This is a genomic window from Bacillus salacetis (assembly GCF_003581585.1).
In the GTDB taxonomy this organism is placed as follows: domain Bacteria; phylum Bacillota; class Bacilli; order Bacillales; family Bacillaceae_B; genus Rossellomorea; species Rossellomorea salacetis.
On the sequence record NZ_QXIR01000029.1, the window covers coordinates 13977 to 36934 of the forward strand.

General features: G+C 44.7%; 20 protein-coding genes and 2 tRNA genes. 3 read left to right on the forward strand and 19 right to left on the reverse strand.

Features of this window, described 5'->3' with window-relative positions; all coding sequences use genetic code 11:
- Positions 1–2: 2 nt before the first annotated feature.
- The 3 genes from tilS to D3H55_RS17790 form a co-directional block, all read right to left on the reverse strand.
- Positions 3–1406 (reverse strand): tRNA lysidine(34) synthetase TilS, encoded by a 1404-nt coding sequence (gene tilS / locus D3H55_RS17780; protein WP_240628650.1) that lies wholly within the window; start codon positions 1404–1406, stop codon positions 3–5.
- A 69-nt stretch (positions 1407–1475) separates the two neighbouring features.
- Positions 1476–2453 (reverse strand): serine/threonine protein kinase PrkT, encoded by a 978-nt coding sequence (prkT, locus tag D3H55_RS17785; protein WP_119548664.1) that lies wholly within the window; start codon positions 2451–2453, stop codon positions 1476–1478.
- Positions 2422–3159 carry a vWA domain-containing protein gene (locus tag D3H55_RS17790; RefSeq protein ID WP_119548665.1) on the reverse strand — a complete coding sequence of 246 codons (738 nt, stop codon included), beginning with the start codon at positions 3157–3159 and terminating at the stop codon, positions 2422–2424. Before D3H55_RS17790 ends, prkT begins: the two co-directional genes overlap by 32 nt.
- Before the next feature lie 227 nt (positions 3160–3386).
- Between D3H55_RS17790 and D3H55_RS24475 the strand changes: the two genes are divergently transcribed.
- Positions 3387–3581, forward strand: a complete 195-nt coding sequence (locus D3H55_RS24475; RefSeq protein WP_168413159.1) for a hypothetical protein — start codon at positions 3387–3389, stop codon at positions 3579–3581.
- 957 nt (positions 3582–4538) lie between these two features.
- Here the strand turns inward: D3H55_RS24475 and spoIIE are convergent.
- Positions 4539–7028 carry a stage II sporulation protein E gene (spoIIE, locus tag D3H55_RS17810; RefSeq protein ID WP_119548666.1) on the reverse strand — a complete coding sequence of 830 codons (2490 nt, stop codon included), beginning with the start codon at positions 7026–7028 and terminating at the stop codon, positions 4539–4541.
- A gap of 280 nt (positions 7029–7308) precedes the next feature.
- Here spoIIE and D3H55_RS17815 point away from each other — a divergent pair.
- Both D3H55_RS17815 and D3H55_RS17820 read left to right on the forward strand, forming a co-directional pair.
- Positions 7309–7385 (forward strand) — tRNA-Met (locus D3H55_RS17815).
- Between the two features lie 9 nt (positions 7386–7394).
- A tRNA-Glu gene (locus tag D3H55_RS17820) sits at positions 7395–7466 on the forward strand.
- A 450-nt stretch (positions 7467–7916) separates the two neighbouring features.
- Here D3H55_RS17820 and D3H55_RS17825 read toward each other — a convergent pair.
- The 15 genes from D3H55_RS17825 to glmU form a co-directional block, all read right to left on the reverse strand.
- Complete coding sequence (locus D3H55_RS17825; RefSeq protein WP_119548667.1) at positions 7917–8339, reverse strand: S1 domain-containing RNA-binding protein; 423 nt, start codon at positions 8337–8339, stop codon at positions 7917–7919.
- 84 nt (positions 8340–8423) lie between these two features.
- Positions 8424–8810: an FtsB family cell division protein gene (locus D3H55_RS17830; protein WP_119548668.1), complete on the reverse strand. Its 387-nt coding sequence runs from the start codon at positions 8808–8810 to the stop codon at positions 8424–8426.
- A gap of 13 nt (positions 8811–8823) precedes the next feature.
- The gene (gene yabQ / locus D3H55_RS17835) at positions 8824–9450 is read right to left on the reverse strand and encodes a spore cortex biosynthesis protein YabQ (RefSeq protein ID WP_119548669.1); all 627 of its coding nucleotides are present in this window, start codon (positions 9448–9450) and stop codon (positions 8824–8826) included.
- Positions 9447–9749, reverse strand: a complete 303-nt coding sequence (gene yabP / locus D3H55_RS17840; RefSeq protein ID WP_119548670.1) for a sporulation protein YabP — start codon at positions 9747–9749, stop codon at positions 9447–9449. The genes yabQ and yabP overlap by 4 nt, the downstream gene beginning before the upstream one ends.
- Before the next feature lie 87 nt (positions 9750–9836).
- Complete coding sequence (locus D3H55_RS17845) at positions 9837–10103, reverse strand: RNA-binding S4 domain-containing protein (RefSeq protein WP_119548704.1); 267 nt, start codon at positions 10101–10103, stop codon at positions 9837–9839.
- Positions 10104–10150: 47 nt separating this feature from the next.
- Complete coding sequence (yabN, locus tag D3H55_RS17850; RefSeq protein ID WP_119548671.1) at positions 10151–11611, reverse strand: bifunctional methyltransferase/pyrophosphohydrolase YabN; 1461 nt, start codon at positions 11609–11611, stop codon at positions 10151–10153.
- Positions 11612–11628: 17 nt separating this feature from the next.
- Positions 11629–13191 carry a putative polysaccharide biosynthesis protein gene (locus D3H55_RS17855; RefSeq protein ID WP_119548705.1) on the reverse strand — a complete coding sequence of 521 codons (1563 nt, stop codon included), beginning with the start codon at positions 13189–13191 and terminating at the stop codon, positions 11629–11631.
- 164 nt (positions 13192–13355) lie between these two features.
- A complete protein-coding gene (gene spoVT, locus D3H55_RS17860) occupies positions 13356–13892 on the reverse strand; it encodes a stage V sporulation protein T (protein ID WP_119548672.1) in 537 nt (178 codons plus the stop codon).
- Between the two features lie 900 nt (positions 13893–14792).
- Positions 14793–14969: a hypothetical protein gene (locus D3H55_RS24480; protein ID WP_168413160.1), complete on the reverse strand. Its 177-nt coding sequence runs from the start codon at positions 14967–14969 to the stop codon at positions 14793–14795.
- Positions 14970–15067: 98 nt separating this feature from the next.
- Entirely contained in the window at positions 15068–18601 is a 3534-nt protein-coding gene (gene mfd / locus D3H55_RS17870) for a transcription-repair coupling factor (protein WP_119548673.1), read from the reverse strand.
- A 152-nt stretch (positions 18602–18753) separates the two neighbouring features.
- Positions 18754–18984 (reverse strand): anti-sigma-F factor Fin, encoded by a 231-nt coding sequence (gene fin, locus D3H55_RS17875; protein WP_119548674.1) that lies wholly within the window; start codon positions 18982–18984, stop codon positions 18754–18756.
- Positions 18985–19054: 70 nt separating this feature from the next.
- Positions 19055–19612 carry an aminoacyl-tRNA hydrolase gene (gene pth, locus D3H55_RS17880; RefSeq protein ID WP_119548675.1) on the reverse strand — a complete coding sequence of 186 codons (558 nt, stop codon included), beginning with the start codon at positions 19610–19612 and terminating at the stop codon, positions 19055–19057.
- Positions 19613–19714: 102 nt separating this feature from the next.
- A complete protein-coding gene (locus D3H55_RS17885) occupies positions 19715–20362 on the reverse strand; it encodes a 50S ribosomal protein L25/general stress protein Ctc (RefSeq protein WP_119548676.1) in 648 nt (215 codons plus the stop codon).
- Positions 20363–20601: 239 nt separating this feature from the next.
- The gene (locus D3H55_RS17890) at positions 20602–21561 is read right to left on the reverse strand and encodes a ribose-phosphate diphosphokinase (RefSeq protein WP_119548677.1); all 960 of its coding nucleotides are present in this window, start codon (positions 21559–21561) and stop codon (positions 20602–20604) included.
- 13 nt (positions 21562–21574) lie between these two features.
- On the reverse strand, positions 21575–22951 hold the full coding sequence (gene glmU / locus D3H55_RS17895) for a bifunctional UDP-N-acetylglucosamine diphosphorylase/glucosamine-1-phosphate N-acetyltransferase GlmU (protein WP_119548706.1): 1377 nt from the start codon (positions 22949–22951) through the stop codon (positions 21575–21577).
- Positions 22952–22958 lie beyond the last annotated feature (7 nt).

Sequence of the window (22958 nt, forward strand, 5' to 3'; positions counted from 1 at the left end):
TCCTAGGAAGATGTTTGCTCTGAAAAGATTAACCTTACACAGTCATTGATATCACTTGGTTCCTCACAGGAAAGCGATGACACTTTCAGCTTGGGAAGCCAAAGGATTTCTCCATTATTATCTTCGACAACCGGCCATGTATCCCTGTGACTGACTGGAATCTTCTCATCGATAAATATATCTTTTACCTTTTTGGTACCATTCAACCCTTTAACTTTTATACGGTCTCCCGGTCTCCGGTTCCGTATCCTGAAGGGAAAAGCGACCCTCGACTTATCGAATAAGACGGAATCCCCCTCCTGGGAATGATTTTCAGCTTTCTGCAAAGCGAAAGCCCGCTGCCCAGGCAATTCAATTCTCTCACCTATGTTCAATGTATAACAAAAATCACTAGTGCCCTCTGCTCTTCCATCAAATGTAAGTATACATTGATTATAGGAACGAATTGCTTTGAGGTTTCCCGGAAGGTCGAGACTCAGAGAGGGGCTGTCTTTCATTATTATTGCTACCACATCTTGAATATGTATAGATGATAATGATGAAGGCCTTTCTTTGTAAAGATAATTTAATATTAGATGAATCATTCTTCTTTGTAAAGGCAGAGGCATCATCCGAAATCCTTGTATATCAATAACGGCCTCATCCATTGTTTTCGTAATGACACTATCCATTTTTTCTTCCGCCATCGCAAGCAGGTATTCTTCATCCTCGGCAGTTTCTTCACTGAATTGTTGAAATTTGAGATGGACCTGAGGGTTTTCCAGCTTAAGGAACGGCAGCACTTTCTGCCGGAAACGATTCCTTGTATAGTCCAGCTTTTCATTGCTGGGGTCCAGCCTCGGCTCGAGTCCATTATCCGAGCAATATACAGATATTTCCTCTTTGGAAAGACAAAGGAGAGGCCGGATGATTTCAGCACCATGGAAGACTCTCCTGACCGGGATGCCTCCCTTTAACAGCCCGCTGCTTCCCCTGGTCATCCTCATTAAGATTGTTTCAACTTGGTCATCGCCATGATGGCCAAAAGCAAGCTTTGTAAATCCCTCTTCTTTCATTACCTTTGCAAAGATCTCATACCTGACGTTCCTGGCGCCTTCCTGCAGCCCTGTATTCGACTCTTCCAGGATCTCCTGAACGTTCACACGTTCACCATAAAAGGGGATGCCCATCTTTTCACATGTCTTTTTCACAAAGAGCAGTTCTTCATAAGATTGCTCCCCTCTGAACATATGATCAACACATACAGCAGCAATCCTTGCATCCCAAAGCCGTTTATACTTATTTAAGAAATAAAGAAGAGAAAGTGAATCCGGGCCGCCTGATACTGCAGCCAGGATGGAGTCTCCCTCCCGGATTAAGCTGTGTTTCTTGATAAAGCCTGTAACTTTTCTTTCGTAATTCTGCATAATGCCTCTTCCTGAACCTTTTTCACTCATTTTACCAGTATTCCAGTCTCATTTCACATTTGAGGACATTCACAAAAGTTCTCCATAGATATAAAGAACATATAGGAGAGACACAATCATTACCACCAGAATGGTCTCAAGGAATCCGCCGCCGGATTTCTGCCTCTTGACCTGCTGGCGTGTGGCTGTGATGGCCCTCCCACTGGTTCCTGTTGCAGCCGGCTTGCTATGCGCATCGGCTTTTACCGATAAAGTATTCAGCATGGACTGCCTCATTTCAAGCGCTGTAGTGAACTTTCCTTCCAGAGCACCCAGAATCGGACCTTTGAGCTTCTTCAGTTCAGGCTTGGCCATCACCGCATTCCGTAATTGGTCTATTCCCCCGGCACCGCTCTTGTTAAACCTTTTTGGATAGGAGAGGTTAATCAGGATCATCGCAGCAGAAAACAAATCATATGCAGGTTCTGCTTTCCTTGAATGGCCAAGCCAGTATCCCCTGTCAAAGAACTCGGTGAACTCCTTGATGGCCCTTCCCTTCATTGTTGTTCCCCCGACATCTATACAGCGGATCTTATAGGGCGGACCAGTCACAATCAGATTATCGGGTTTCAGATCCCCGAAAACCCAGCCCTCCTGGTGTATTCGATCAAGGTCGTTCAACAGCTGCACAACCAGTACACCAGTCCAGGAAAATCCTTTGTTTTGGACAAAAGTCAGCAGGTCGGGTCCCTGGATGTATTCCATTACATAAAAAGGGATCCTTCTGGCGCTGATTTCCCAGTCATCCACATCAAGCAAAGAAGGTCCAAGGGGAGCTCCTTGGACCTTGGCAAAAGCCTTCAATACATTCACTTCGGAAGTTACCGACATCGAACTGTCGCTCATCTTCAGCGCTACATAATCAGCACCGGTGCGAGCAAGGTAGACAATACCGTTGGCCCCGTATCCAAGTTCTTTCACTATAGTATATTGTTGTTTATGCCATTTTCCCGTGATCCTTGTTCCCGAAGAAAATTTAAATTGTTTCTTCAAAGTATTGTTCATCATCACGTGAGAGCAAACCCCTTAATGAACGTTTTTTCTTGAAAGAAGAAATAGCTTCGCTTATTGCCGGACCTGTCGGTGTTATGCCTCCTGTTGAAAGTTTGGAGAAAACACTCGTAAGCGATTCAAGCTTAGGCGTCCAATCCAGCAGTTTTTCGACATCTTTTCTTTTCCCGGGAAATACAAAGACTGAGAACATATTATCTCCCATTCTTGCATTCATGCTTAAGGATAGGTCCAGTAAGGCTTCTTTAACCGTTGGAAGCTTATGTTTCATGCTCGCCGATGTATCGACAAGAATCAACACTTCAAGGTCGGCGGATTCTCCCAGTTCATCCACCACCTCCATCACTTCGCCTCGCTGTTCCGGTGGCAGTTCCTCCATGGAAGTACTTTTCCCCAGTATCTGCTTCAGTTCTTTATTGACTACTCCCTGAAGGGTCTGAGTCATCGCCTTTCTTGTCACCATTTGAACAGTCTGGGATAGCTGCTGGGCGTAGACAATCTGGCTGACGCCTCCGCCCGACATGGCGATCCCTTCTATTTCCTCCATGCCTCTTTCATCAATCGAATCATTCTCCATCACACCAATAACATTGACCGTAATCCCTTGTTCCTTTGCCAGTGCCGCCATCGCCACCGGGTCTTCCCCTTGATTGGAACAACCATCCGTTATTAATAGAACTTGTCGAAGTGTACCTGTCTTCAACAGATTCCCCTCCTCTAACTTAGTTTGTTACCATCATCGCCGGATTAGAGGGGAAATATACTATAAAAAGCGCAAGCGCCTTGCTCAGCCCCGACAGGCAAATGTTCCGAAGAGAAAAAAAGGCGCTCTATCCTTTTATCTCTTTGGGTTATTTGACCCCGAGGGGCTAGGCGCTGGAGCTGGATTGACTAAAAAGCGGAAGCGCCTTGCTCAGCCCCGACAGGCAAATGTTCCGAAGAGAAAAAAAGGCGCTCTATCCTTTTATTCTCTTCGGGTTATTTGACCCCGAGGGGCTGGGCGCTGAAGCTGGATTGACTAAAAAGCGCAAGCGCCTCGTTCAGCCCCGACAGGCAAATGTTCCGAAGAGAAAAAAGGCGCCCTTTCCTTTTATCTCTTTGGGTTATTTGACCCCGAGGGGCTAGGCGCTGAAGCTGGATTGACTAAAAAGCGCAAGCGCCTTGCTCAGCCCCGACAGGCAAATGTTCCGAAGAGAAAAAAAGGCGCCCTTTCCTTTTATTCTCTTCGGGTTATTTGACCCCGAGGGGCTAGGCGCTGGAGCTGGATTGACTATAAAGCGGAAGCGCCTTGCTCAGCCCCGACAGGCAAATGTTCCGAAGAGAAAAAAGGCGCTCTTTCCTTTTATCTCTTTGGGTTATTTGACCCCGAGGGGCTAGGCGCTGAAGCTGGATTGACTAAAAAGCGCAAGCGCCTTGCTCAGCCCCGACAGGCAAATGTTCCGAAGAGAAAAAAAGGCGCCCTTTCCTTTTATCTCTTCGGGTTATTTGACCCCGAGAGGCTAGGCGCTGAAGCTGGATTGACTAAAAAGCGCAAGCGCCTCGTTCAGCCCCGACAGGCAAATGTTCCAAAGAGAAAAAAGGCGCTCTTTCCTTTTATCTCTTTGGGTTATTTGACCCCGAGGGGCTAGGCGCTGGAGCTGGATTGACTATAAAGCGGAAGCGGCCGTTCAGTGCCGTACAGATTTCAGGGCTCTCGCATGAGATAAAGGAAACACGACGAACGAACGTGAGTCGATGTTGACTTATCGCAAGGAGAGAGACCGAAATCTGCTAGGCACTGGCCGCTGGAGCTGGATTGAATATAAAGCGCAAGCGCCTTGCTCAGCCCCGACAGGCAAATGTTCCGAAGAGAAAAAAGGCGCTCTTTCCTTTTATCTCTTTGGGTTATTTGACCCCGAGGGGCTAGGCGCTGGAGCTGGATTGACTATAAAGCGCAAGCAGCTGTTCAGCGCCGTACAGTTCGAAGGATTTTGAACCGGACAGCCCGCTGCTCCAAGCCCTTCCACCTTCAGTTGCAAACACAATTACCAAACTGAATATTAGGCGACCTCCTTTCAATATATGAAACAATTACTTCTTCAATTAAGATACCTGCTCCTTCCTTTTGAATTTCTGCACAGGGATTGAACTCCACTTTGGTGTGTTGTGCTTAATTTTAGAGACGACAATTGTCATGTCGTCTTCTATTTCACCGGACCTTGTCCTGATCACTTCCTCCATAATGATATCTGCCATTGCCTGCGGGTCATCCGTGCCGACCTCTTTTATCTTCCGTTTCATCCACATATCATAATTTTCAACATGTTTCGGCCCTTCAAATACACCATCACTCATCATGATCAGCAGATCGCCTGCCTTTAACTGTTCACTTACTACATCTACATCGAATTCATAAAAAATACCCATAGGGAGGTTTCCGGCCTCCACCTTCACCACCTTGTCACCTCTTTTTATAAAGCTCGGAGTCGAACCTATTTTTAAAAACTTCGAAGAAGCATCTTGCAGATCGATCATTGCCAAATCAAGCGTCGAAAAGATTTCATCATTCGTCCTTAATGATAGAATGGAGTTCACTGCCTTAATTGCCACTTTCTCTTCTATTCCGGATTGTAAGATTTTTTGAAGAAGACTCAGAGTTTCATTGCTTTCATAATGGGCACGTTCTCCATTTCCCATCCCGTCACTGATGGCGACAGCATATTTACTGGCACTCAATTCAATCATTGAATAGCTGTCACCGGAAATCAATCCTCCCCCTTTGGCAGCATGGGCCACCCCTGTATCCACCACATAGGCTTTAGCAGAACCAAACGTCAATTGGCAGTGACCGCTTGGAAACGCTGCAGCATCTTCTTTCTGAACGATAATATTTTCCCCGAGGATATCCGACAGCATCGGGGCAATCAATTTTTCTCCCTCTCCGTGTCCATTTCCATTGGGAAGGACCATCTCAATATCTACATTCCCTTTATCCAAGGAATAAATTTCTACATTTTCTATCTCCATGCCAAAATCCTGCAGGGATTCCAAAATCTGTTCCTCCTGCTGCTGGTGATTCTCTCTTTCTCTTTGAATCTCCCTCGCAAAGTCTCCCATTACCTCAGACACACCCAATAGCTGATCTGCAACAAGTTTCCGGCTCTCCTGCACCTGCTTCTTCAACTTTAAATTGGCTTGGTAATACGTCAGTTCCTGGGATATGACGTCCTGTACTTTTTTTGAGCGGACGCAATGCTTCTCTAGTTCCCTCCCCACTTTTCCATTCACCGGGACATGGCCCTGATCGACTTCGAACATGACATCTTTCATCAAATCATACGTTTGGTTGAAGTTCCTTGCCCAGCATTGTTCTTTCTTGAAGCATGTCTGGCATGTTTTCTCGGTAACATTACTCAAAAATTGATCGAATTCCCTTTCGTCCACATCATCATTCTCCATCTGCTCTTCCAAGCTGACAAAACTGTTCGACAATGCCTGGAAGACAGACGAAAACTGCTCAACCCTGCTTGCTGTGACATCACGGACTTTTCGGATATATTGCTGCTGTTCCTGATTGTACTCAGCGGTTCCCGGTATATATTTAGCCAATTTCATTGTAAGTGCTGCAGGTGTAAGGAATAAAAGCAGTATCGCAATTCCAGACTCATAAAGCGTTTTGGTCAATGATGTGTCACTTTCCCCGTACATCCCTACCAAAAGAGTAGCGATAAGGAGCCCAATGGCTGCCCCTGCCTTTTTTCCTTCTTTCAACAAGCCTCCAAGCAGACCTGAAAATGCGAGCATGCTCATTTGATAGAAACTGGCCACGTTGGCAAGACTGAAAATCAATCCCGTCACGACCCCCACGGTTGAACCGACAGTAGCACCAGCCACAAACGAAAACAGCAATACAAGGTATCTTGATAAAATATGTTCTATAGAAAGATTATAAACGGACCATCCAATTGTCCCTGTCATGACCGAAGCAAGCAGGATAATCAGGCTTACAACCTCTTCTGTCCTCATCGATTTCTTGCGTTTACTGATTGAGAAAAGAGGGACACTCTGGATGAAAATCAGGGTAAGAATAAATGAAAGGGTCGCTTCAACTCCCGCCATTGCCCCATCATACACGGTCATCATTTGTCCGTTTGTTATGTAATCAAATGTGAGGTTTGCAGTTATTGTTGTGAAGAATACAAAATAAGGGACAGCCTTCAACTCATTTTTTTGGAATTTCCTCGTGACCCTGAAAATAATGAGGAATAAAATCGTACTGGCAAACGTATACGTAATATTAGTGAGCGATAGTGTGAGCGATCCGGCCAGCAGTCCCATTAAAGCCACAGGAGCACGATCTCTCCGCACCATATAAACAGCTGCGAAAAATGGCATGGCGAACGGGGTCAGATGTGAAAGGATCAGTGCGCGTCCAAGAAGAAAACCAAGACCGAAGAGAACAAACCCTTTTTGAACGAAAAACCACTCCAACTTCTGCATAATAACCTTCATGCCCATAGAGAACTCTGTTTTTGTATGTTCAATGTCTACTTTCCCCACCGGTTCCATGACGCTTTGCTCAATTTTTTCCATACTCTTCTCTCCCCCTGGTCTTATTCTTGGGAACATTATAAATCGGACAAGCTTAAAAGTTTGTCAAAAGAGCGGTTTGATTTGAAAGAAAAGTTCGACTTCTTTCTGCGAAATGGCTGTGGAAATTCAAACCGTGCTGTGGATGCACTTTCTTATCCAACATTGACCCGTTTTAAATGAGTAGCAAAAGCCATCTGACATATTTCTCGAAAAATCTGTTGACAATTTTTTTAATCCTATGTATTATATTACTTGTGTCTTAAAGACATCTTCTCAATATGGCGGTGTAGCTCAGCTGGCTAGAGCGTACGGTTCATACCCGTGAGGTCGGGGGTTCGATCCCCTCCGCCGCTACCATATTACTTTGGCCCGTTGGTCAAGCGGTTAAGACACCGCCCTTTCACGGCGGTAACACGGGTTCGAATCCCGTACGGGTCATATCGGAAATACGACAATCATCCTGTCGTGTTTTTTTTATTGCCTGTGGACCAGTTAGTATCTTATTTCAATATCACCCGTCCCATTATTCAGCTTTTCATTGTGGTTTTGAAAAATAAAATTTGCTGCTATTCAATACAGATTTCAAATAATAATTATAACCTGGTAATTTGCCGTGAAACCCCTCTAAACAGGAAGAAAAAGAGCTGCTATTTATTTTCCGAGAGCGATGTAGGAACAGCCTTTAAAAAAAACCAATAAAAAAGCTGCCGGCGGTGACGGCAGCTTTTTGCTTTACATATTCTGGCCAAATTGAAAAGGGCCCTTTAATAAAATCATGCAAACAAAAAAACAACCATCTGCTTTCCAGGGAGAAATGCAGATGGTTGTTTTCAACAGGGGTTCTGTGAACCTATTCTCTAAACCTGCTATATATAAATAGACAGCAAGTTATCCTCTCTTTGCTCCTCGGCCGCCACGCTTGGATTCTGTATGGCGCTTCAATGAAGATAAGCGGTCTTCACTATCTTTCAGGAAACGCGCCATCTTTTGTTCAAAATTTTCTTTTGTACGAGTGTCATTCATTTTGTTATTGCGTGGACGCTGAGGACGCTGCGGGCGCTGGGGGCGTTGCGGCTGGTCTTTAGCCTTCCGGATGGATAAACCGATCTTTCCGTCTTTCTCAACATTAATGACTTTTACCGTTACTTCATCCCCGACTTTTAGATGCTCGTTGATATCCTTTACATAATTGTCGGCAACTTCACTAATGTGGACAAGACCTGTTGCACCTTCCGGCAATTCTACGAACGCTCCAAAATTTGTAATCCCTGTTACCTTACCCTGTACCTTGCTGCCTACTTCAATTGACATAAAAAGAATGCTCCTCCTTAAAATTATAAAAAAATAAACCTTACTATATATTATAGCCAAATAAAAAAAAGAGTGTCAATAAGACTACTCTTCTTCCTTTTTCTTTTCAGGTTCTGGAATATTAAAGATGATCTCCCCTTCGTCAGAAAGGAAATAATCTCTGCGGGCCAATTTCGCGATATATTCATCATCATTCAGTTTGATGATTTCATCCTCGAGAATGGCCTGCTGTCTTTCCAGTTTTTCCAGTTTAGCTTCAAGCTTTGCTTTTTCGGCTTCTTTTTCTTCAAGTACCGAAGCGCGTGAGATGAGGGTCGAGACAAGAAATCCGCTTATCGTAATGGCAAGAATGAATAATAATGCCAGTCGGCGGAAAAGCTTCTTTTTTCTATGGTGGCTGATCTTCTTTTTAAGTTCCTGCTGTCGCACATAAGCATTTTCCATGGATGTGATATTTCTTTCCTTGCTCATCTCTTGCACCTCCTTATCTCTTAAACCATTTTTTCAGCTTTGTCTTAATAACTTTCACAAATGGAAATAAATATCCTGCAAATTTATTATATAACTTCTCGACGAATTTTTTAAGATTTTTAGGGATAAGCCTCGAAATTAATTTTACCACCCAGAAGAATGGAGTAAACACGATTTTCAATATGGCAATTATTGCTTTTATCAGAAACCCAAATACAGACCATATCCCTTTACCAAATCCCAGGAGGATCGTCACCAGAAGCAGCACCATCCATTTTATCGGCGAATATACCAGGTTTTTCAACATTCTCACCAAGAAATTGTAGAAGGAAACGCAGCCTTGAATCGTTTTCTCCAGCAGCTTCTTATAGAGGTCTTTGAGAAGGGCCTGATAACCGGTGAACCCGCACAATAAAGCGACAAAAATATAAAAACGCACTTCGCCGAAATTGACAGAGAACAGGATATAAAAAATAAAAAGGGCTTGCAGGATCCAAAACAAAATATCGTTCAGGAAAACAAGCCAGCGTTTTCTTATCTTTCTGTTCAGAAAACGGTTATACGTATCCAGGGTCGCTCCAAAAACACTGCCCATGCCGACCATAGCCAGCATGGTATAAAATTGGATCGAAAGTGTCATCGGAATAGTTTGCTAAAGAACCCTTTAGCCTTTTCTCCGCTTTGTTCATCCAGATAGACGATATCGAATACTTTGCCCTTAATGGAGACGACTCCCTTATCTACATCCAGGTTCTTCATTTGCAAATTCTGCCCTCTGATGGACAGGAACCCCATCACGGTTTCGAGCAGGAACTCTTCATTATCAAAGCTCTCTACCTGTTTCACCCCCGAGATGTCCAACAGGCGTCTGCCTCTCATCATGACATCATGTTCCTGCATGGTTCCTTTGTTACTTCCATTATCATGATATTGATTCATTTTCATCCCCCACATTCACAAAGTACAGGCTTTGTAATTATATGTATGCGGAAGGAAGGGAAATAGAACAAGCTCCCGGATTACAACTTACTCTTCTTCTGGCACTCTATCTTCGCTGGTGATGGTATACATCGTACCTGCTTCTTCTTTTCGTGTGGATTCCTGCAGGCGGTCAACCGTTGCGGTCACCACTTTTTGTCCGAAACGGATCTGCAATTCGTCCCCCACTTTTACGTTGGAGCTGGCTTTCGCCTGCAGGCCGTTGATCGTGATTCTGCCTTTATCAGCGACTTCTTTTGCAAGTGTACGTCTTTTAATCAGGCGTGATACTTTCAAAAATTTATCTAAACGCATTGTTGCCATTATCAATCTCTCCTTAATTGTATAAATTTCAACTCTGATCAGTGAATCCCTTTTTCTTTTGCTTCATTCCAGAATCCATCGAGTTCATTCAATGAAAAGTCCTCGAAGGTCTTTCCGCTGTCCTTTACTTTTTCTTCGACAAAGGAAAAACGGTTGAAAAATTTAGTATTGGCCATGGCCAATGCTTCTTCAGGATGGATTTTATAGAAGCGCGCGATATTGATCAACGAAAACAGCAGGTCGCCAAACTCGCTTGTTTGTCTGTGTTTATCCCCTTTCGCTGCTTCAATACGGAATTCCTCTATTTCTTCATTTACTTTTTCCCACGCATCATCCGCCAGCTCCCAGTCAAACCCGACTTTTGAAGCCTTTTTCTGATACTCATAGGCCTTCATCAAGGACGGGTATCCCTTGGCAACCCCCTTCAGCAACGGATTTTCCTTTTCGCCTTTTTCTGCTTTCTTTATGGTTTCCCAATTGGCTTTTACATCGGCTGAACTTTCTACAGTGACATCACCGAATACGTGCGGATGGCGCCGGACCATTTTTTCAGCAACGGTTTCAATCACCTCATTGATGGAAAACATCCCTTCATCCTCACCGATTTGCGCATGCAGCATGATTTGCAGAAGGACATCCCCGAGTTCTTCGATTATATGATCGGTATCTTCTTCTTCGATGGCTTCTAATAGCTCATAAATTTCTTCTATCAAATATTTTTTCAATGAATGGTGGGTCTGCTCAATATCCCATGGGCAGCCGCCCGGTCCTCTTAAGCGCGCAATGATCTGCCTGAAGGTGGAAAATTGTTTGTACCTCATGGTCATTTCGGCAGCAGGAGGCACATATAAGCTTGTAAGGTTATTCAGCTCCACTTCACGATCGAGTTCGACCAAAGGCAATGTTTTGACCAGCTCGTCTTTCGTTCCGGCAGCTGTAACGATTTTCACCTTGTAGTCATAAGGATATAACTCCATCAGAGTCAGCTTGACATTAGAAGCAACAAACGCATCATAGACCTGTCCGATGATCAGATGCTGATCCATCTTGATGTCCTCCAGGTTCAGGTCGGTCCCATCAAGAAGTTGAAACCCTTCAATCGGGTCAGCCTTCACTGCTGCAAACAAAGGATCAAGGAAGCTCTGCCCTCCGATGATCTCAAGCTCGAAGCCTTCCTGTTCCGAGGCCTCAATCAACAGCTGCACTGTCTTTTCCGCAACCAGGGGATGGCCTGGTACTGCATAAAGAATTTCATTATCCTTTGCTTTTACCTTTAGCTCTTCTACGATCTCAATATACACCTTTTCAAAACTGTCATTCTTTTCATAGACCTCGTCAAAGGAATCATAAACGAAACCTTCTTCTTTCAGCTGTGCTACCACTGGGTGATGTTCCGTCCGAAGATAGGTTCGTCTATCCCCTTTCAGCTGCTTATATACACCAAGCGGCAACTGGTCCAAATCACCAGCACCCAGCCCGGCAACCGTAATCTTATGCATACCTTACCTCCATGATATTAATTTATCCGTTCAGATACCGATTTCAGTTTGTTTCCCATCGGCAGCTGCTCGAGTTCTTTGGGCGTAAACACGTTCCCTTTTATAATGATCAAAATAAATATGGCACCACCTGCCGCCGTTCCTGTAAGGGATTGAATGGTGGCGAGCAGCCTGGTACTTTCACTTGCGAGCATTTCAAACAAGAAGAAATAAAGCTGCAAAAAGGCTGTCATTCCCAAACCTGCTGTCCCCGCCACAATATAAAATCGACGGGACAGAAATAAGAAGGTGAATTGCTTTCTCAGCCTGATTACCAGAACAATCGTCATCACCGCTAAGGCAATGACGGTTGATACCGAAGCGCCCATCGTTCCGTAACGGCTGACAAATAGGATATTTAACATGAATTTAACGGCAAGCCCTCCCAAAATGGTCAATGCAGGGAAATAAATCAGCTCCATTCCCTGAAGGATGCCGGAAACGGTTAAAATAATCGAACTAAATAAAATCGATATGCAGAAGACTGCAATCACATCCGAACCCAGGCTGTTTTGAAACAGCATCTTGTTGGTAGGCTCTATAATATTGATCAGCCCGAGAGCAGCCGCAAACCCTGCAAGACTGCCTATTTTTAAAGCAAGCCTGATTTTCTCATTCATTTCCAGCTTATCACCTTTCCGGAAGGCGGTTGTAATCAAAGGTACCAGCGTTAAGGAAAGCGATGTACTGACCACAGTCCCCAGCTGGATAAAAGGCTGTCCCCGGTCATAAATTCCTTTTAACTGTTTAGCCACATCATCCGACACCCCCGACTTCAATAACAGCGAGTATACATTCAAAGCATCGATCAACTGAAGCAGCACAAGAAGCATCCCGCTCACACATATCGCTGTTCCGTGCTTTAAAAGCCTCAGCCAGATTTCCTTATGGTTAGCCATCAGCCTCACCGGAAAGAACATCCGGGTATTATCCCTCCATACAAAGGCAAGCAGGATGAGGATACAAATGAGCCCTCCCGTAAGCGAGCCGAACAAGGCGCCTGCCCCTGCCATATATAAAGAATACCCTTTAGCGGTGAGTACGGCTGAAAAGGAAATTATCGTGATGACCCTGACAAGCTGCTCCCCCACCTGGGAATAGGCAGTGGGAATCATGTTTCCCGTACCCTGGTAAAAACCTCGGAGTCCTGATATAAAAGGCAGCAGCAAGAATGTCACACTGATCAACTCGATCAAAACTTCAAGGTGGGGATCACCCATTAAGGAAGCTATGGAACCCGCACTAAAGTAAATGAGCAGAAACCAGAGGATTCCGGTAACGCCGAGAAAAAGAAAGGAAGAGTGTATGACAGCCCGGACTCCCTTTTCATTCTTTTCTTCCTGCTGTTCTGCAATCATCTTGGAAATGATGACAGGAAATCCATATGTAGAAAGAGCAAGGGCTATGCCGTAGAACGGATAGACCTGCTGATAAATGTAGAACCCTATATCTCCGACTATATTTTGAAAAGGTATACGGTAAACAGCACTAAGAATCTTGGTGATTAAAGCTGCAGCCGTCAAGATAAATGTGCCCATCATCAATTTTTTTGAGCTATTTTCATAAGGCAATCGTTGTTTCCTGCCTTCCTATGCTAATTAATGTACTGTATTATAACACAATTTCTCCCATGACTTTCATTTTCAGTATTCAGGGTTCGCTGAAAAAACACAAAAAAAAGAAGCGGCAATTCACCGCTCCTATCTTATGATTCCATTTGTCTTGCTAAAAAGCCAGCTGCCGTTTCGACTGCCTTTTGCTCAACTTCACCAACGGTCTTGTCCTTCGAGAAAATGGTTACTGTTCCGATGGGATCTCCATTGGCGATGATCGGAGCGATTGTATAAGAAGATACTTCCTCTTCAACGCCATCCACCAACTCAATCTTGCCTTGCTGAGTGTGTAGTACAGAATTTCGTTCTCCCATTTGTTTCTCAATGAGGTCACTGATATTCTTATTTAAATATTCCTTCTTAGAGCCGCCAGCAATTGTGATTACGGCGTCCCTGTCTGAGATGATTACGGAACTTCCAAGACTGTCATACAATGCTTCAGCGTATTCCTTTGCAAAGTCGCTTAACTCACTGATTGGTGAGTATTTCTTCAAGATGACCTCGCCGTCTCTGTCTACGAAAATCTCCAGCGGATCACCTTCGCGAATCCTTAGTGTCCTGCGGATTTCCTTTGGAATCACGACACGACCCAAATCATCAATACGACGAACAATACCAGTTGCTTTCATCTATAGTTGCCTCACTTTCATCAGATGATTTTTTTCGGTAATTACTTTTGTATTCATTACCAAACTTGACTTTAGTATCCTTCAACAGGAAACTTCTATACACAATACAATATTTTTTCTGCAATTACGTTTTTGTTCTAGTTGAGGTTTATTTTACCAACAGCAGCTTCTTTAATTAAATACCCGGGCTCGTCCAAATTAAACAAAATTACCCTATTACAATTTGGTTACATATAAAGCGGAAGCGCCTTGACAGACCCGACAGGCAAATGTTCCGAAGAGAAAAAAGGCGCTCTTCCCTTTTATTCTCTTCGGGTTATTTGACCCCGAGGGGCTAGGCGCTGGAGCTGGATTGATATAAAGCGCAAGCGCCTTGATCAGCCCCGACAGGCAAATGTTCCGAAGAGAAAAAAGGCGTTCTTCCCTTTTATTCTCTTCGGGTTATTTGACCCCGAGGGGCTAGGCGCTGAAGCTGGATTGACTAAAAAGCGCAAGCGCCTGATCAGCCCCGACAGGCAAATGTTCCAAAGAGAAAAAAAGACGCTCTTTCCTTTTATTCTCTTTGGGTTATTTGACCCCGAGGGGCTGGGCGCTGGAGCTGGATTGATATAAAGCGCAAGCGCCTTGATCAGCCCCGACAGGCAAATGTTCCGAAGAGAAAAAAGGCGCTCTTCCCTTTTATTCTCTTCGGGTTATTTGACCCCGAGGGGCTAGGCGCTGGAGCTGGATTGATATAAAGCAGAAGCGCCTTGATCAGCCCCGACAGGCAAATGTTCCAAAGAGAAAAAAAGGCGCTCTTCCCTTTTATTCTCTTCGGGTTATTTGACCCCGAGGGGCTGGGCGCTGGAGCTGGATTGATATAAAGCGGAAGCGCCTTGATCAGCCCCGACAGGCAAATGTTTAAAGCGGAAGCGGCCGTTCAGCGCCGTACGGATTGGATGGCTTCCGCATGAGATATAGGAATGACGACAGTAAGCCGGCAATACCGGCAAATTCACCTTTTCTTTCCTTTTGCCATGCCGCCAGCCCCGAGGAGCTGCGCAGCTGAAGAAGAAACCGACACTTTCCCAGCAACATTTAAAAAAGGCAGAATCGCTCATTGATATGAACGATTCTGCCTTTTTCATTTCTCTTTGGCTGTTTCAGTGCCCCCGGCTGCGACCGGATATATTAAATCAGGAGTGGACTTCTGCATCCTTCCTGGCAAACTGGATGTTTTTCACAATATCGTAGGCAATATTGAACCATTGGGATGTCTTCATTTTGTTCGTATTGATCGTGATTTTCAATTTCTGCTCTTCCATGCCCAGTCCGACAGCGCGTCCGTGCTTATTGCAGATGTCGAACACTTTGCTTCCGTCTATTTCCTGAGTGCCTTCAGGGGACATGTAGATCGATATTTCTTTTTTATTCTGCTTTATGCTTTCCAGTTTTGCCTGCCTTGCATACACTTTCATTTCAGCAATCTGGAAAAGGTATGCTGTTTCTTCTGGGTATTCTCCAAAGCGGTCCAGCATTTCGTCCTGCAGCTCTTCCACTTCCTTCAAAGAAGAAACCGAACGGAAACGCTTGTACATCTCGATCTTCTGATGGCCGTCCTTGATATAGTCATCAGGTATATAGGCATCGATTTCCATATCCACCTCAAAGGTATACTCCTTCTCTTTTGGAAGGTCGCCTTTTCTTTCTTCAATGGCCTCTTTCAGCATCTGTGAATACAAATCAAAACCGACAGAGTCAATGAATCCATGCTGCTGCGCACCAAGAATGTTACCGGCTCCGCGAATCGTCAAATCACGCATAGCAATTTTGAAGCCGGAACCCAATTCGGTGAACTCTTTAATGGCCTGCAGCCTTTTTTCAGCAACTTCTGTTAGCACTTTATCCTTGCGATAGGTGAAATAAGAATAAGCTACCCTGTTGGAACGGCCGACCCTGCCCCTCAATTGATACAGCTGGGATAGGCCCATCCGGTCGGCATCATATACAATCAGCGTATTGACATTCGGGATATCGACACCCGTTTCAATGATGGTCGTCGTGACAAGGACATCATACTCGCCATCCAAGAAACTTAAGATGATTGATTCCAGCTCGTTCTCATTCATTTTCCCATGGGCGAATGCCACCCTTGCATCCGGCACAAGCATGGATATTTCCTCTGCTTTCCGCTCTATATCTTCCACCCGGTTATACAGGAAGTACACCTGCCCATTCCTGGCAAGCTCACGTTCGATCGCTTCCTTGATCAGGACGCCATTGTACTCCATTACATAGGTCTGCACCGGGAAACGGTTTTCAGGCGGCGTTTCAATGACTGAAAGATCCCTCACCCCAAGCATGGACATGTGTAATGTCCGGGGGATCGGTGTCGCCGTCAGAGTCAAAACATCGACATTTGTCTTCAGCTGTTTGATCTTCTCTTTATGCGTGACTCCGAACCGCTGTTCCTCATCAATGATCAGAAGGCCTAAGTCACGATATTGGATATCTTTTGATAAAATTCTGTGCGTACCAATGACTACATCGACGGTACCTGCTTTAATTCCTTTTATCGTTTCTGTCTGCTGCTTTTTTGTACGGAATCTGCTCAGCAGACCTACCTCCAGGCCGAAATCCTGAAACCTTTCTTTCATTGTTTCATAGTGCTGCTGCGCAAGGATGGTAGTCGGCACCAGCAGGGCAACCTGCTTTCCATCCACGACGGCTTTGAAGGCAGCCCGGATGGCGACTTCCGTTTTACCATAACCAACGTCCCCGCAAAGCAGCCGGTCCATTGGACGTTCTCGTTCCATATCTTTTTTGATTTCTTCAATGGAGCGGAGCTGATCCTCGGTTTCCTGATACTGAAAAGAGGTTTCGAATTCTCTCTGCATGTCTCCATCAGGGGAGAATGCATAGCCTTTGGACGCTTCCCTCTCTGCGTACAGCTTTATAAGATCATCTGCAATGTCCTTAACAGAAGATTCAACTTTATTCTTTACCTTTTTCCATTCAGAGCCGCCAAGTTTATACAGCTTAGGTTCCTTGCTTTCAGATGCAACGTACTTTTGCACAAGGTCAAACTGCTCGACAGGAACATACAACTTGTCATTCCCCTGATATTTGATGTGCAGATAATCCTTATGAACCCCATTGATCTCCAGGGTTTCAATTCCCAAGTACTTTCCGATTCCGTGATTGACATGGACTACATGGTCGCCGACTTTCAGTTCGGAATAGCTTTTGATCCTTTCCGCATTGGAGAGTTTTTGTTTTCGCGGAGCTTTTCTCGTTTTTTTGTTGAAGAGCTCTTCTTCTGTCAAAACAGCTATTTTCATTATCGGCAGCTCAAAACCATTTGTAAGGTGACCGTTTATTATCTGTGCCTGGTCTTTTAACAGCCTGCCTCCATCCGGCACTACCGCTACCTCGATATCATAATCATCCAGCACCCTCTGAAGCTTCTTCATTCGGTCCTCGTCCGGTCCCAGCAGGATGATAGTGAAATTCCCTTTTTTCCAGCGGTCAAGCTCCGCTTTCAGGACATGCATCTGCCCATGAAAACTCTGCATTGGCTTGCTGGAAATGTTGAATATATTCTGCGGGCTGGTATTCGGAATATGGCGCAGGAACAAAGAGAAATAAACCTTCGGGAGATCAGTCTGAACCAGCAGCTTCGAAAGACTGTGGGACACTGCCACATCATGGACGATTTCGCCCTCTTGTAGAAGGGACGTATACCAGTCTGCTTCTTCTTTGTCTAACGAATCGCCCATTTCCTGGATTCTTCCCAGCTCATCAAGGAGGAATATGCCATCTTCCGGAAGATAATCTAGCAAGCTAGCAGCTTCCTCATATGCAAAGGAAAGATATTTATATACCTGCTCCGGCTTTTGGCCATTCTTCAGTTGTTCCAGTTCATAGCCGATATTTTGAGTCAGCTTTTCTTTAACTCCGTCACTTTTTAACTTTTTCAGGCTTTTGGATAACCCGGCATCCAGCCTATCTATGATATTTTCCAGATGTCCGCCATTCATAATGGTTTCTGACGCCGGACCGATATTCACTTCCTTCAGCTTTTCTATGGAACGTTGATCCTCCAATGAGAAAGACCGAATGGAATCGACCTCTGTATCAAATAACTCGATACGCACCGGGGTTTCCAGTGTATGAGGGAAAATATCAAGAATACCGCCCCTCAAACTGAATTCTCCTGGTGTCCCGACCATTTCACTGCGCTGATAACCCATGACTAACAGCTGATCTAAAAGATTGTCCAAGTCGACATCTTCACCCAGTGTGAATGACAGCTGCATGGACTTCCATAATGATTTAGGCGGCAGAATCTTTCTTAATCCGGCAGCAGGAACTACGAATATCCCTTTTTGGTCAAGGGCAAGCTTGTTTAATACTTCAATACGCTGCGACTTCAGCTCCGGGCTTGCAACACTCAATTCAGCAGCAATCAATTCATTGGCAGGATATAGATAAACTTCCTCATCAGATAAAAATTGAAGAAGATCGTCATAGATTTTTTGTGCCTGCAGCAGATTGTGGGTAAGGACAATCGCTGATTTCCCCGTTTTTTGAAACATAGAAGCGATGAACACACTTCGGGAAGATCCGGATAACCCTGCAACAAGCTGTTCCCCAAGGCCTTCCTCCACACCGGCGGCCAAAGCCTGCAATTCTTCATTCTGTCCAATGAAGTATAATATACTTTTCAAGGGAGTATTCCTCCTCTCTATTCCTATTTTCACTAAAATCTCTATAATAAATTCTCGATCCTTTTGCTCACAGTCTATTAACTGACTCCAAACCATTAAGAACCACAGGTCCTATATCAATAGAAAAATGCTTTGGTGCAGACCAAAGCCCTCTAATGGATCAGGTAATCTGATTGATGATAATCCGGATTGCGATTTAACGACTCCTGACAGTCCTCGCATATCGTTTTGATATGAATATCTCCATTTTGTTCATATGATACCATATCCATGCGGTCCTCTTCAGAAAGCTTATGCAGACCGACTTGTTCTGAATGCACTGAAACTTGTTCCAGGCTTCCGACTTTATAACCGCAATGGCGGCAGTAATAATGAATCGCCATAATCTTCCTCCTTCAAAAAACACCTGTCATTAGTATGAACGGGTTCTGAAAGAGTTATTCAGCTTCAAACTCAGTTAAATTTATTCATTACTTCAAGGAAAGGCTTTTCCAGCCACTCTTCACAGGCATCTGCACCGGACTTGATGACTTCCTGCATCGTTTCCCATTCTTCCGGGGTGAATTTCCCCAGTACATAATCAGGGACCTTCATACCGCTTGGCGGACGGTCAATACCCACACGGATCCTGTTGAATTGCGGAGTTCCCAGGTGCGCTAAGATGGATTTCATTCCGTTATGGCCGCCGGGACTTCCCTTTTGGCGAAGACGTAATTTTCCGACCGGCAAGTCCAGGTCGTCATAGATCACCACTAAATCCTCCTCATCGATATCAAAGTAATCCATCAGAGGAACAATACTTTCTCCCGATAAGTTCATATATGTAAGAGGTTTGAGTAATATGACCTTTTCACCTTTGTGATGGACGCTGGTATAGACCCCTTTGAACTTGGATTGATTCAGGGGGCTGCCAAACCGTTTGGCCAGCTCATCAATTATTTCAAAGCCGATATTATGTCTTGTGCGGTCATATTGAGATCCTGGATTCCCAAGCCCGACTATTAATTTCATGATTTTCCACCTCATTTTTTCTTGCACTACCAATACCATAAGTATAAATGATAAAAGACGCAACCCGCAAAGGCTGCGTCTGGAAATATATTTATACCAATCTTAAGCTCCTTCACTCTCATCGCTTGCTTCTGTCTCACGGCCTTCCTCATTCTCAGGCTGGCCTGCTTCCTGCTCTTCGCCGGAGCTGATTTCTTCCTCTTGGCGAGGTGCCAGAACAGATGCGATTGTGCGTTCATCCTCTGTGTTGATGGTAAAGGAGTGCTTTCCTTTGATATCTCCGACCGTGATCGTCTCTCCCACCTGCAGCCCCGAAATATCGACCTGGATGCTGTCAGGTATGTCAGATGGTTTTGCTGTTACAGACACATCATGCAGCGGCTGCTGCAAGACGCCACCGTCCTTAACACCCGCGGACTCGCCAACAAGCTCGATTCGGACATCAGCATCCATTTCAGTGGACATATTAACAGCAAGGAAATCAGCATGTGTCACTGCATCCTTGATATGATCCTGCTGATATTCACTTAATACTACATTCTGCTTATTTCCATCGATGTTCAGAGAGATGATGCCATTGCGTCCTGCCTCTCTCATCGTTTTAATGAATTCAATAGAGTCAATTGCAATAGGTGTGTTCTTAGTCTTATATCCGTATACTACTGCAGGAATACTCCCTTGATGTCGAAGTTTGGTTAAATCAGATCGTTTGCCGCCTGTACGGCTATTAGCTTTTAGTTCTACAGCCATGAATAAAACCCCTTCCTCAGTTTCTAGAATAGTCTCTATATAGAAAATACCCTAAATCAGGGATAAATAAACAGCCTGCTGCTAATTTCTCTTTTCTAATGCTGGAAAAGCAAGTCTTCCTCCAGTGCTGATTTGGTACTCTGGCCACCGGAAGTACGGTCTGCCATGCCCTTTTGCTCCTTTTCATACAGCCCATTAGAAAAACCAGGCGGGAGGGCCCGTCTGGTTTTTTGTGTTGATCAATCAAACAATGTACTTACTGATTGTTCCTCGTAAACACGGATGATGGCTTCGCTTATTAGAGGGGCAACAGAAAGCTGCTCGATTTTATCAATCATTTTATCTTCAGTTAGAGGAATGGAGTTTGTTACTACCAATTCTTTGATTTTTGAATTCTGGATTCTTTCAATTGCAGGGCCTGAGAGAACTGGATGTGTACAGCAAGCGTAAACCTCTTTTGCTCCATTTTCAACCAGGGCATTGGCTCCGAGTGTAATTGTACCAGCTGTATCGATGATATCATCAATCAGGATCGCAATCTTTCCATCGATGTTACCTACGATGTTCATGACTTCAGAAACATTCGGCTTCGGACGGCGCTTATCGATAATCGCAATCGGCGCTTTCAATCTTTCAGCTAATTTACGGGCTCTTGTCACCCCGCCATGGTCAGGCGAGACAACAACAACATCTTCAGAGTTGAAGCCTTTTTCAAGGAAGTAATCGCCCAGGATTGGCACACCCATCAGATGGTCGATCAGGATATCAAAGAAACCCTGGATCTGAGGTGCATGCAGATCAAGAGTAATGACACGAAAGGCCCCGGCAGTTTCAAGAAGATTCGCTACAAGCTTGGCTGTGATTGGCTCACGCGCACGCGCTTTACGGTCTTGTCTTGCATAACCATAGTATGGCATCACAATATTGATTGTTTTTGCGGAAGCCCTCTTAAGGGCATCAACCATAATCAGCAGTTCCATCAAGTTTTCGTTGACAGGGGCACTTGTTGATTGGATAACAAAAACATCGCAGCCGCGGATACTTTCTTCAATATTGATCTGGATTTCTCCGTCACTGAATTGTTTTACTGTACACTGGCCAAGGGGAACTCCCACTTCTTTTGCGATCTCTTCTGCAAGAGCAGGGTTTGAATTCAAAGAAAAGATTTTCAGTTTAGAATTAGAGTAACTGTTAGGCATGGCAACCTCCAAATTAGTTGTTGTTAAGATTCAATTTATTTACATAGTTCTCTTTATTCACTTGGCGGGCTCTGGCAACAGACAGGGCTTCTCCGGGAACATCCTCTGTAATGGTGGAACCGGCAGCTACATATGCGCCTTTTCCAATAGTGACAGGAGCTACCAGATTTGAATTACACCCGACAAAGACGCCGTCTTCAATCTTAGTCAGATGCTTGTTCTTACCATCATAGTTGACCGTAATCGATCCGCAACCGATGTTTACATCTTCACCCACTTCGGCATCGCCGATATAGCTTAAGTGGGATGCTTTGCTGCCCTTGCCGAATTTAACTTTTTTCAGTTCCACAAAGTTGCCGACCTTTACCTCATCCATTACCTGCGACTGCGGGCGGATGTGGGCAAACGGTCCAATATTGACATCAGAGCCAATTTCACTGTCATGGGCAACCGATTGCTTGATCACCGTATTGTCTCCGATCTTGCAATCTTTGATTTCTGTATGAGGTCCAATGACTGAATCCTCCCCGATCACAGTGCTGCCTTTAATTACAGTGCCGGGATGGATGACAGTGTCGCGCCCGATTTCTACATCTGCTCCGATGTAAGCAGTATTTGCATCAATGAATGTAACTCCATTGCGCATGTGCTTTTCATTGATGCGTCTCTTCATGATCTGCTCAGCCTGTGACAGTGCAACACGGTCATTGACACCCAGTGTCTCTTCGAAGTCATCCGTTTGATAGGCACTGACAACTTCACCCTCTTCTTTGAGGATTTCGATTACATCCGGTAAATAGTATTCGCCTTGGCTGTTATCATTAGACACTTTTTTCAGTGCTTCAAATAATGCTTTGTTGTCGAAGCAGTACGTACCTGTGTTGATTTCCTTTACGAGGCGTTCCTCTTCGGAAGCATCCTTATGCTCAACAATCTTCTCCACTAAACCTTCCTCGTTGCGGATGATCCTTCCGTAACCAGCGGCATCTTCCGGCTTTCCTGTCAGGATGGTCGCTTTCGCTTTCAATTCATCGTGATGCTTTAAAAGCGCTTCCATTGTTTCAGCCTTAATCAGCGGAGTATCTCCACAAACAACAATAGTAGTGCCTTCCAATGTGCCAAGAGCATCTTCAGCCTGCATGACTGCATGAGCAGTTCCAAGCTGTTCCTCCTGCAGGGCAAACTCGCTTCTGCCCTCAAGGTGGGTCTGAACAAGCTCAGCACCATGGCCTACAATCGTAACGGCCTTATTTATTTCAAGCGCGGTGATTTGATCTACCACATGTTCCACCATCGGCTTATCACAAACCGGATGCAACACTTTATATAACTTGGATTTCATTCTGGTTCCCTGTCCTGCTGCTAAGATCACGGCATATCGATTGGTCATATATATA

Coding starts and splice junctions, on each gene's coding strand:
- tilS (WP_240628650.1), bottom strand. CDS start 1,406: ATGCAGAATTACGAAAGAAAAGTTACAGGCTTTATCAAGAAACACAGC.
- prkT (WP_119548664.1), bottom strand. CDS start 2,453: ATGATGAACAATACTTTGAAGAAACAATTTAAATTTTCTTCGGGAACA.
- D3H55_RS24475 (WP_168413159.1), top strand. CDS start 3,387: ATGTTCCGAAGAGAAAAAAAGGCGCTCTATCCTTTTATTCTCTTCGGG.
- spoIIE (WP_119548666.1), bottom strand. CDS start 7,028: ATGGAAAAAATTGAGCAAAGCGTCATGGAACCGGTGGGGAAAGTAGAC.
- D3H55_RS17825 (WP_119548667.1), bottom strand. CDS start 8,339: ATGTCAATTGAAGTAGGCAGCAAGGTACAGGGTAAGGTAACAGGGATT.
- D3H55_RS17830 (WP_119548668.1), bottom strand. CDS start 8,810: ATGAGCAAGGAAAGAAATATCACATCCATGGAAAATGCTTATGTGCGA.
- yabQ (WP_119548669.1), bottom strand. CDS start 9,450: ATGACACTTTCGATCCAATTTTATACCATGCTGGCTATGGTCGGCATG.
- yabP (WP_119548670.1), bottom strand. CDS start 9,749: ATGAATCAATATCATGATAATGGAAGTAACAAAGGAACCATGCAGGAA.
- D3H55_RS17845 (WP_119548704.1), bottom strand. CDS start 10,103: ATGCGTTTAGATAAATTTTTGAAAGTATCACGCCTGATTAAAAGACGT.
- yabN (WP_119548671.1), bottom strand. CDS start 11,611: ATGCATAAGATTACGGTTGCCGGGCTGGGTGCTGGTGATTTGGACCAG.
- D3H55_RS17855 (WP_119548705.1), bottom strand. CDS start 13,191: ATGATGGGCACATTTATCTTGACGGCTGCAGCTTTAATCACCAAGATT.
- spoVT (WP_119548672.1), bottom strand. CDS start 13,892: ATGAAAGCAACTGGTATTGTTCGTCGTATTGATGATTTGGGTCGTGTC.
- D3H55_RS24480 (WP_168413160.1), bottom strand. CDS start 14,969: ATGTTGCTGGGAAAGTGTCGGTTTCTTCTTCAGCTGCGCAGCTCCTCG.
- fin (WP_119548674.1), bottom strand. CDS start 18,984: ATGGCGATTCATTATTACTGCCGCCATTGCGGTTATAAAGTCGGAAGC.
- pth (WP_119548675.1), bottom strand. CDS start 19,612: ATGAAATTAATAGTCGGGCTTGGGAATCCAGGATCTCAATATGACCGC.
- D3H55_RS17885 (WP_119548676.1), bottom strand. CDS start 20,362: ATGGCTGTAGAACTAAAAGCTAATAGCCGTACAGGCGGCAAACGATCT.
- D3H55_RS17890 (WP_119548677.1), bottom strand. CDS start 21,561: ATGCCTAACAGTTACTCTAATTCTAAACTGAAAATCTTTTCTTTGAAT.
- glmU (WP_119548706.1), bottom strand. CDS start 22,951: ATGACCAATCGATATGCCGTGATCTTAGCAGCAGGACAGGGAACCAGA.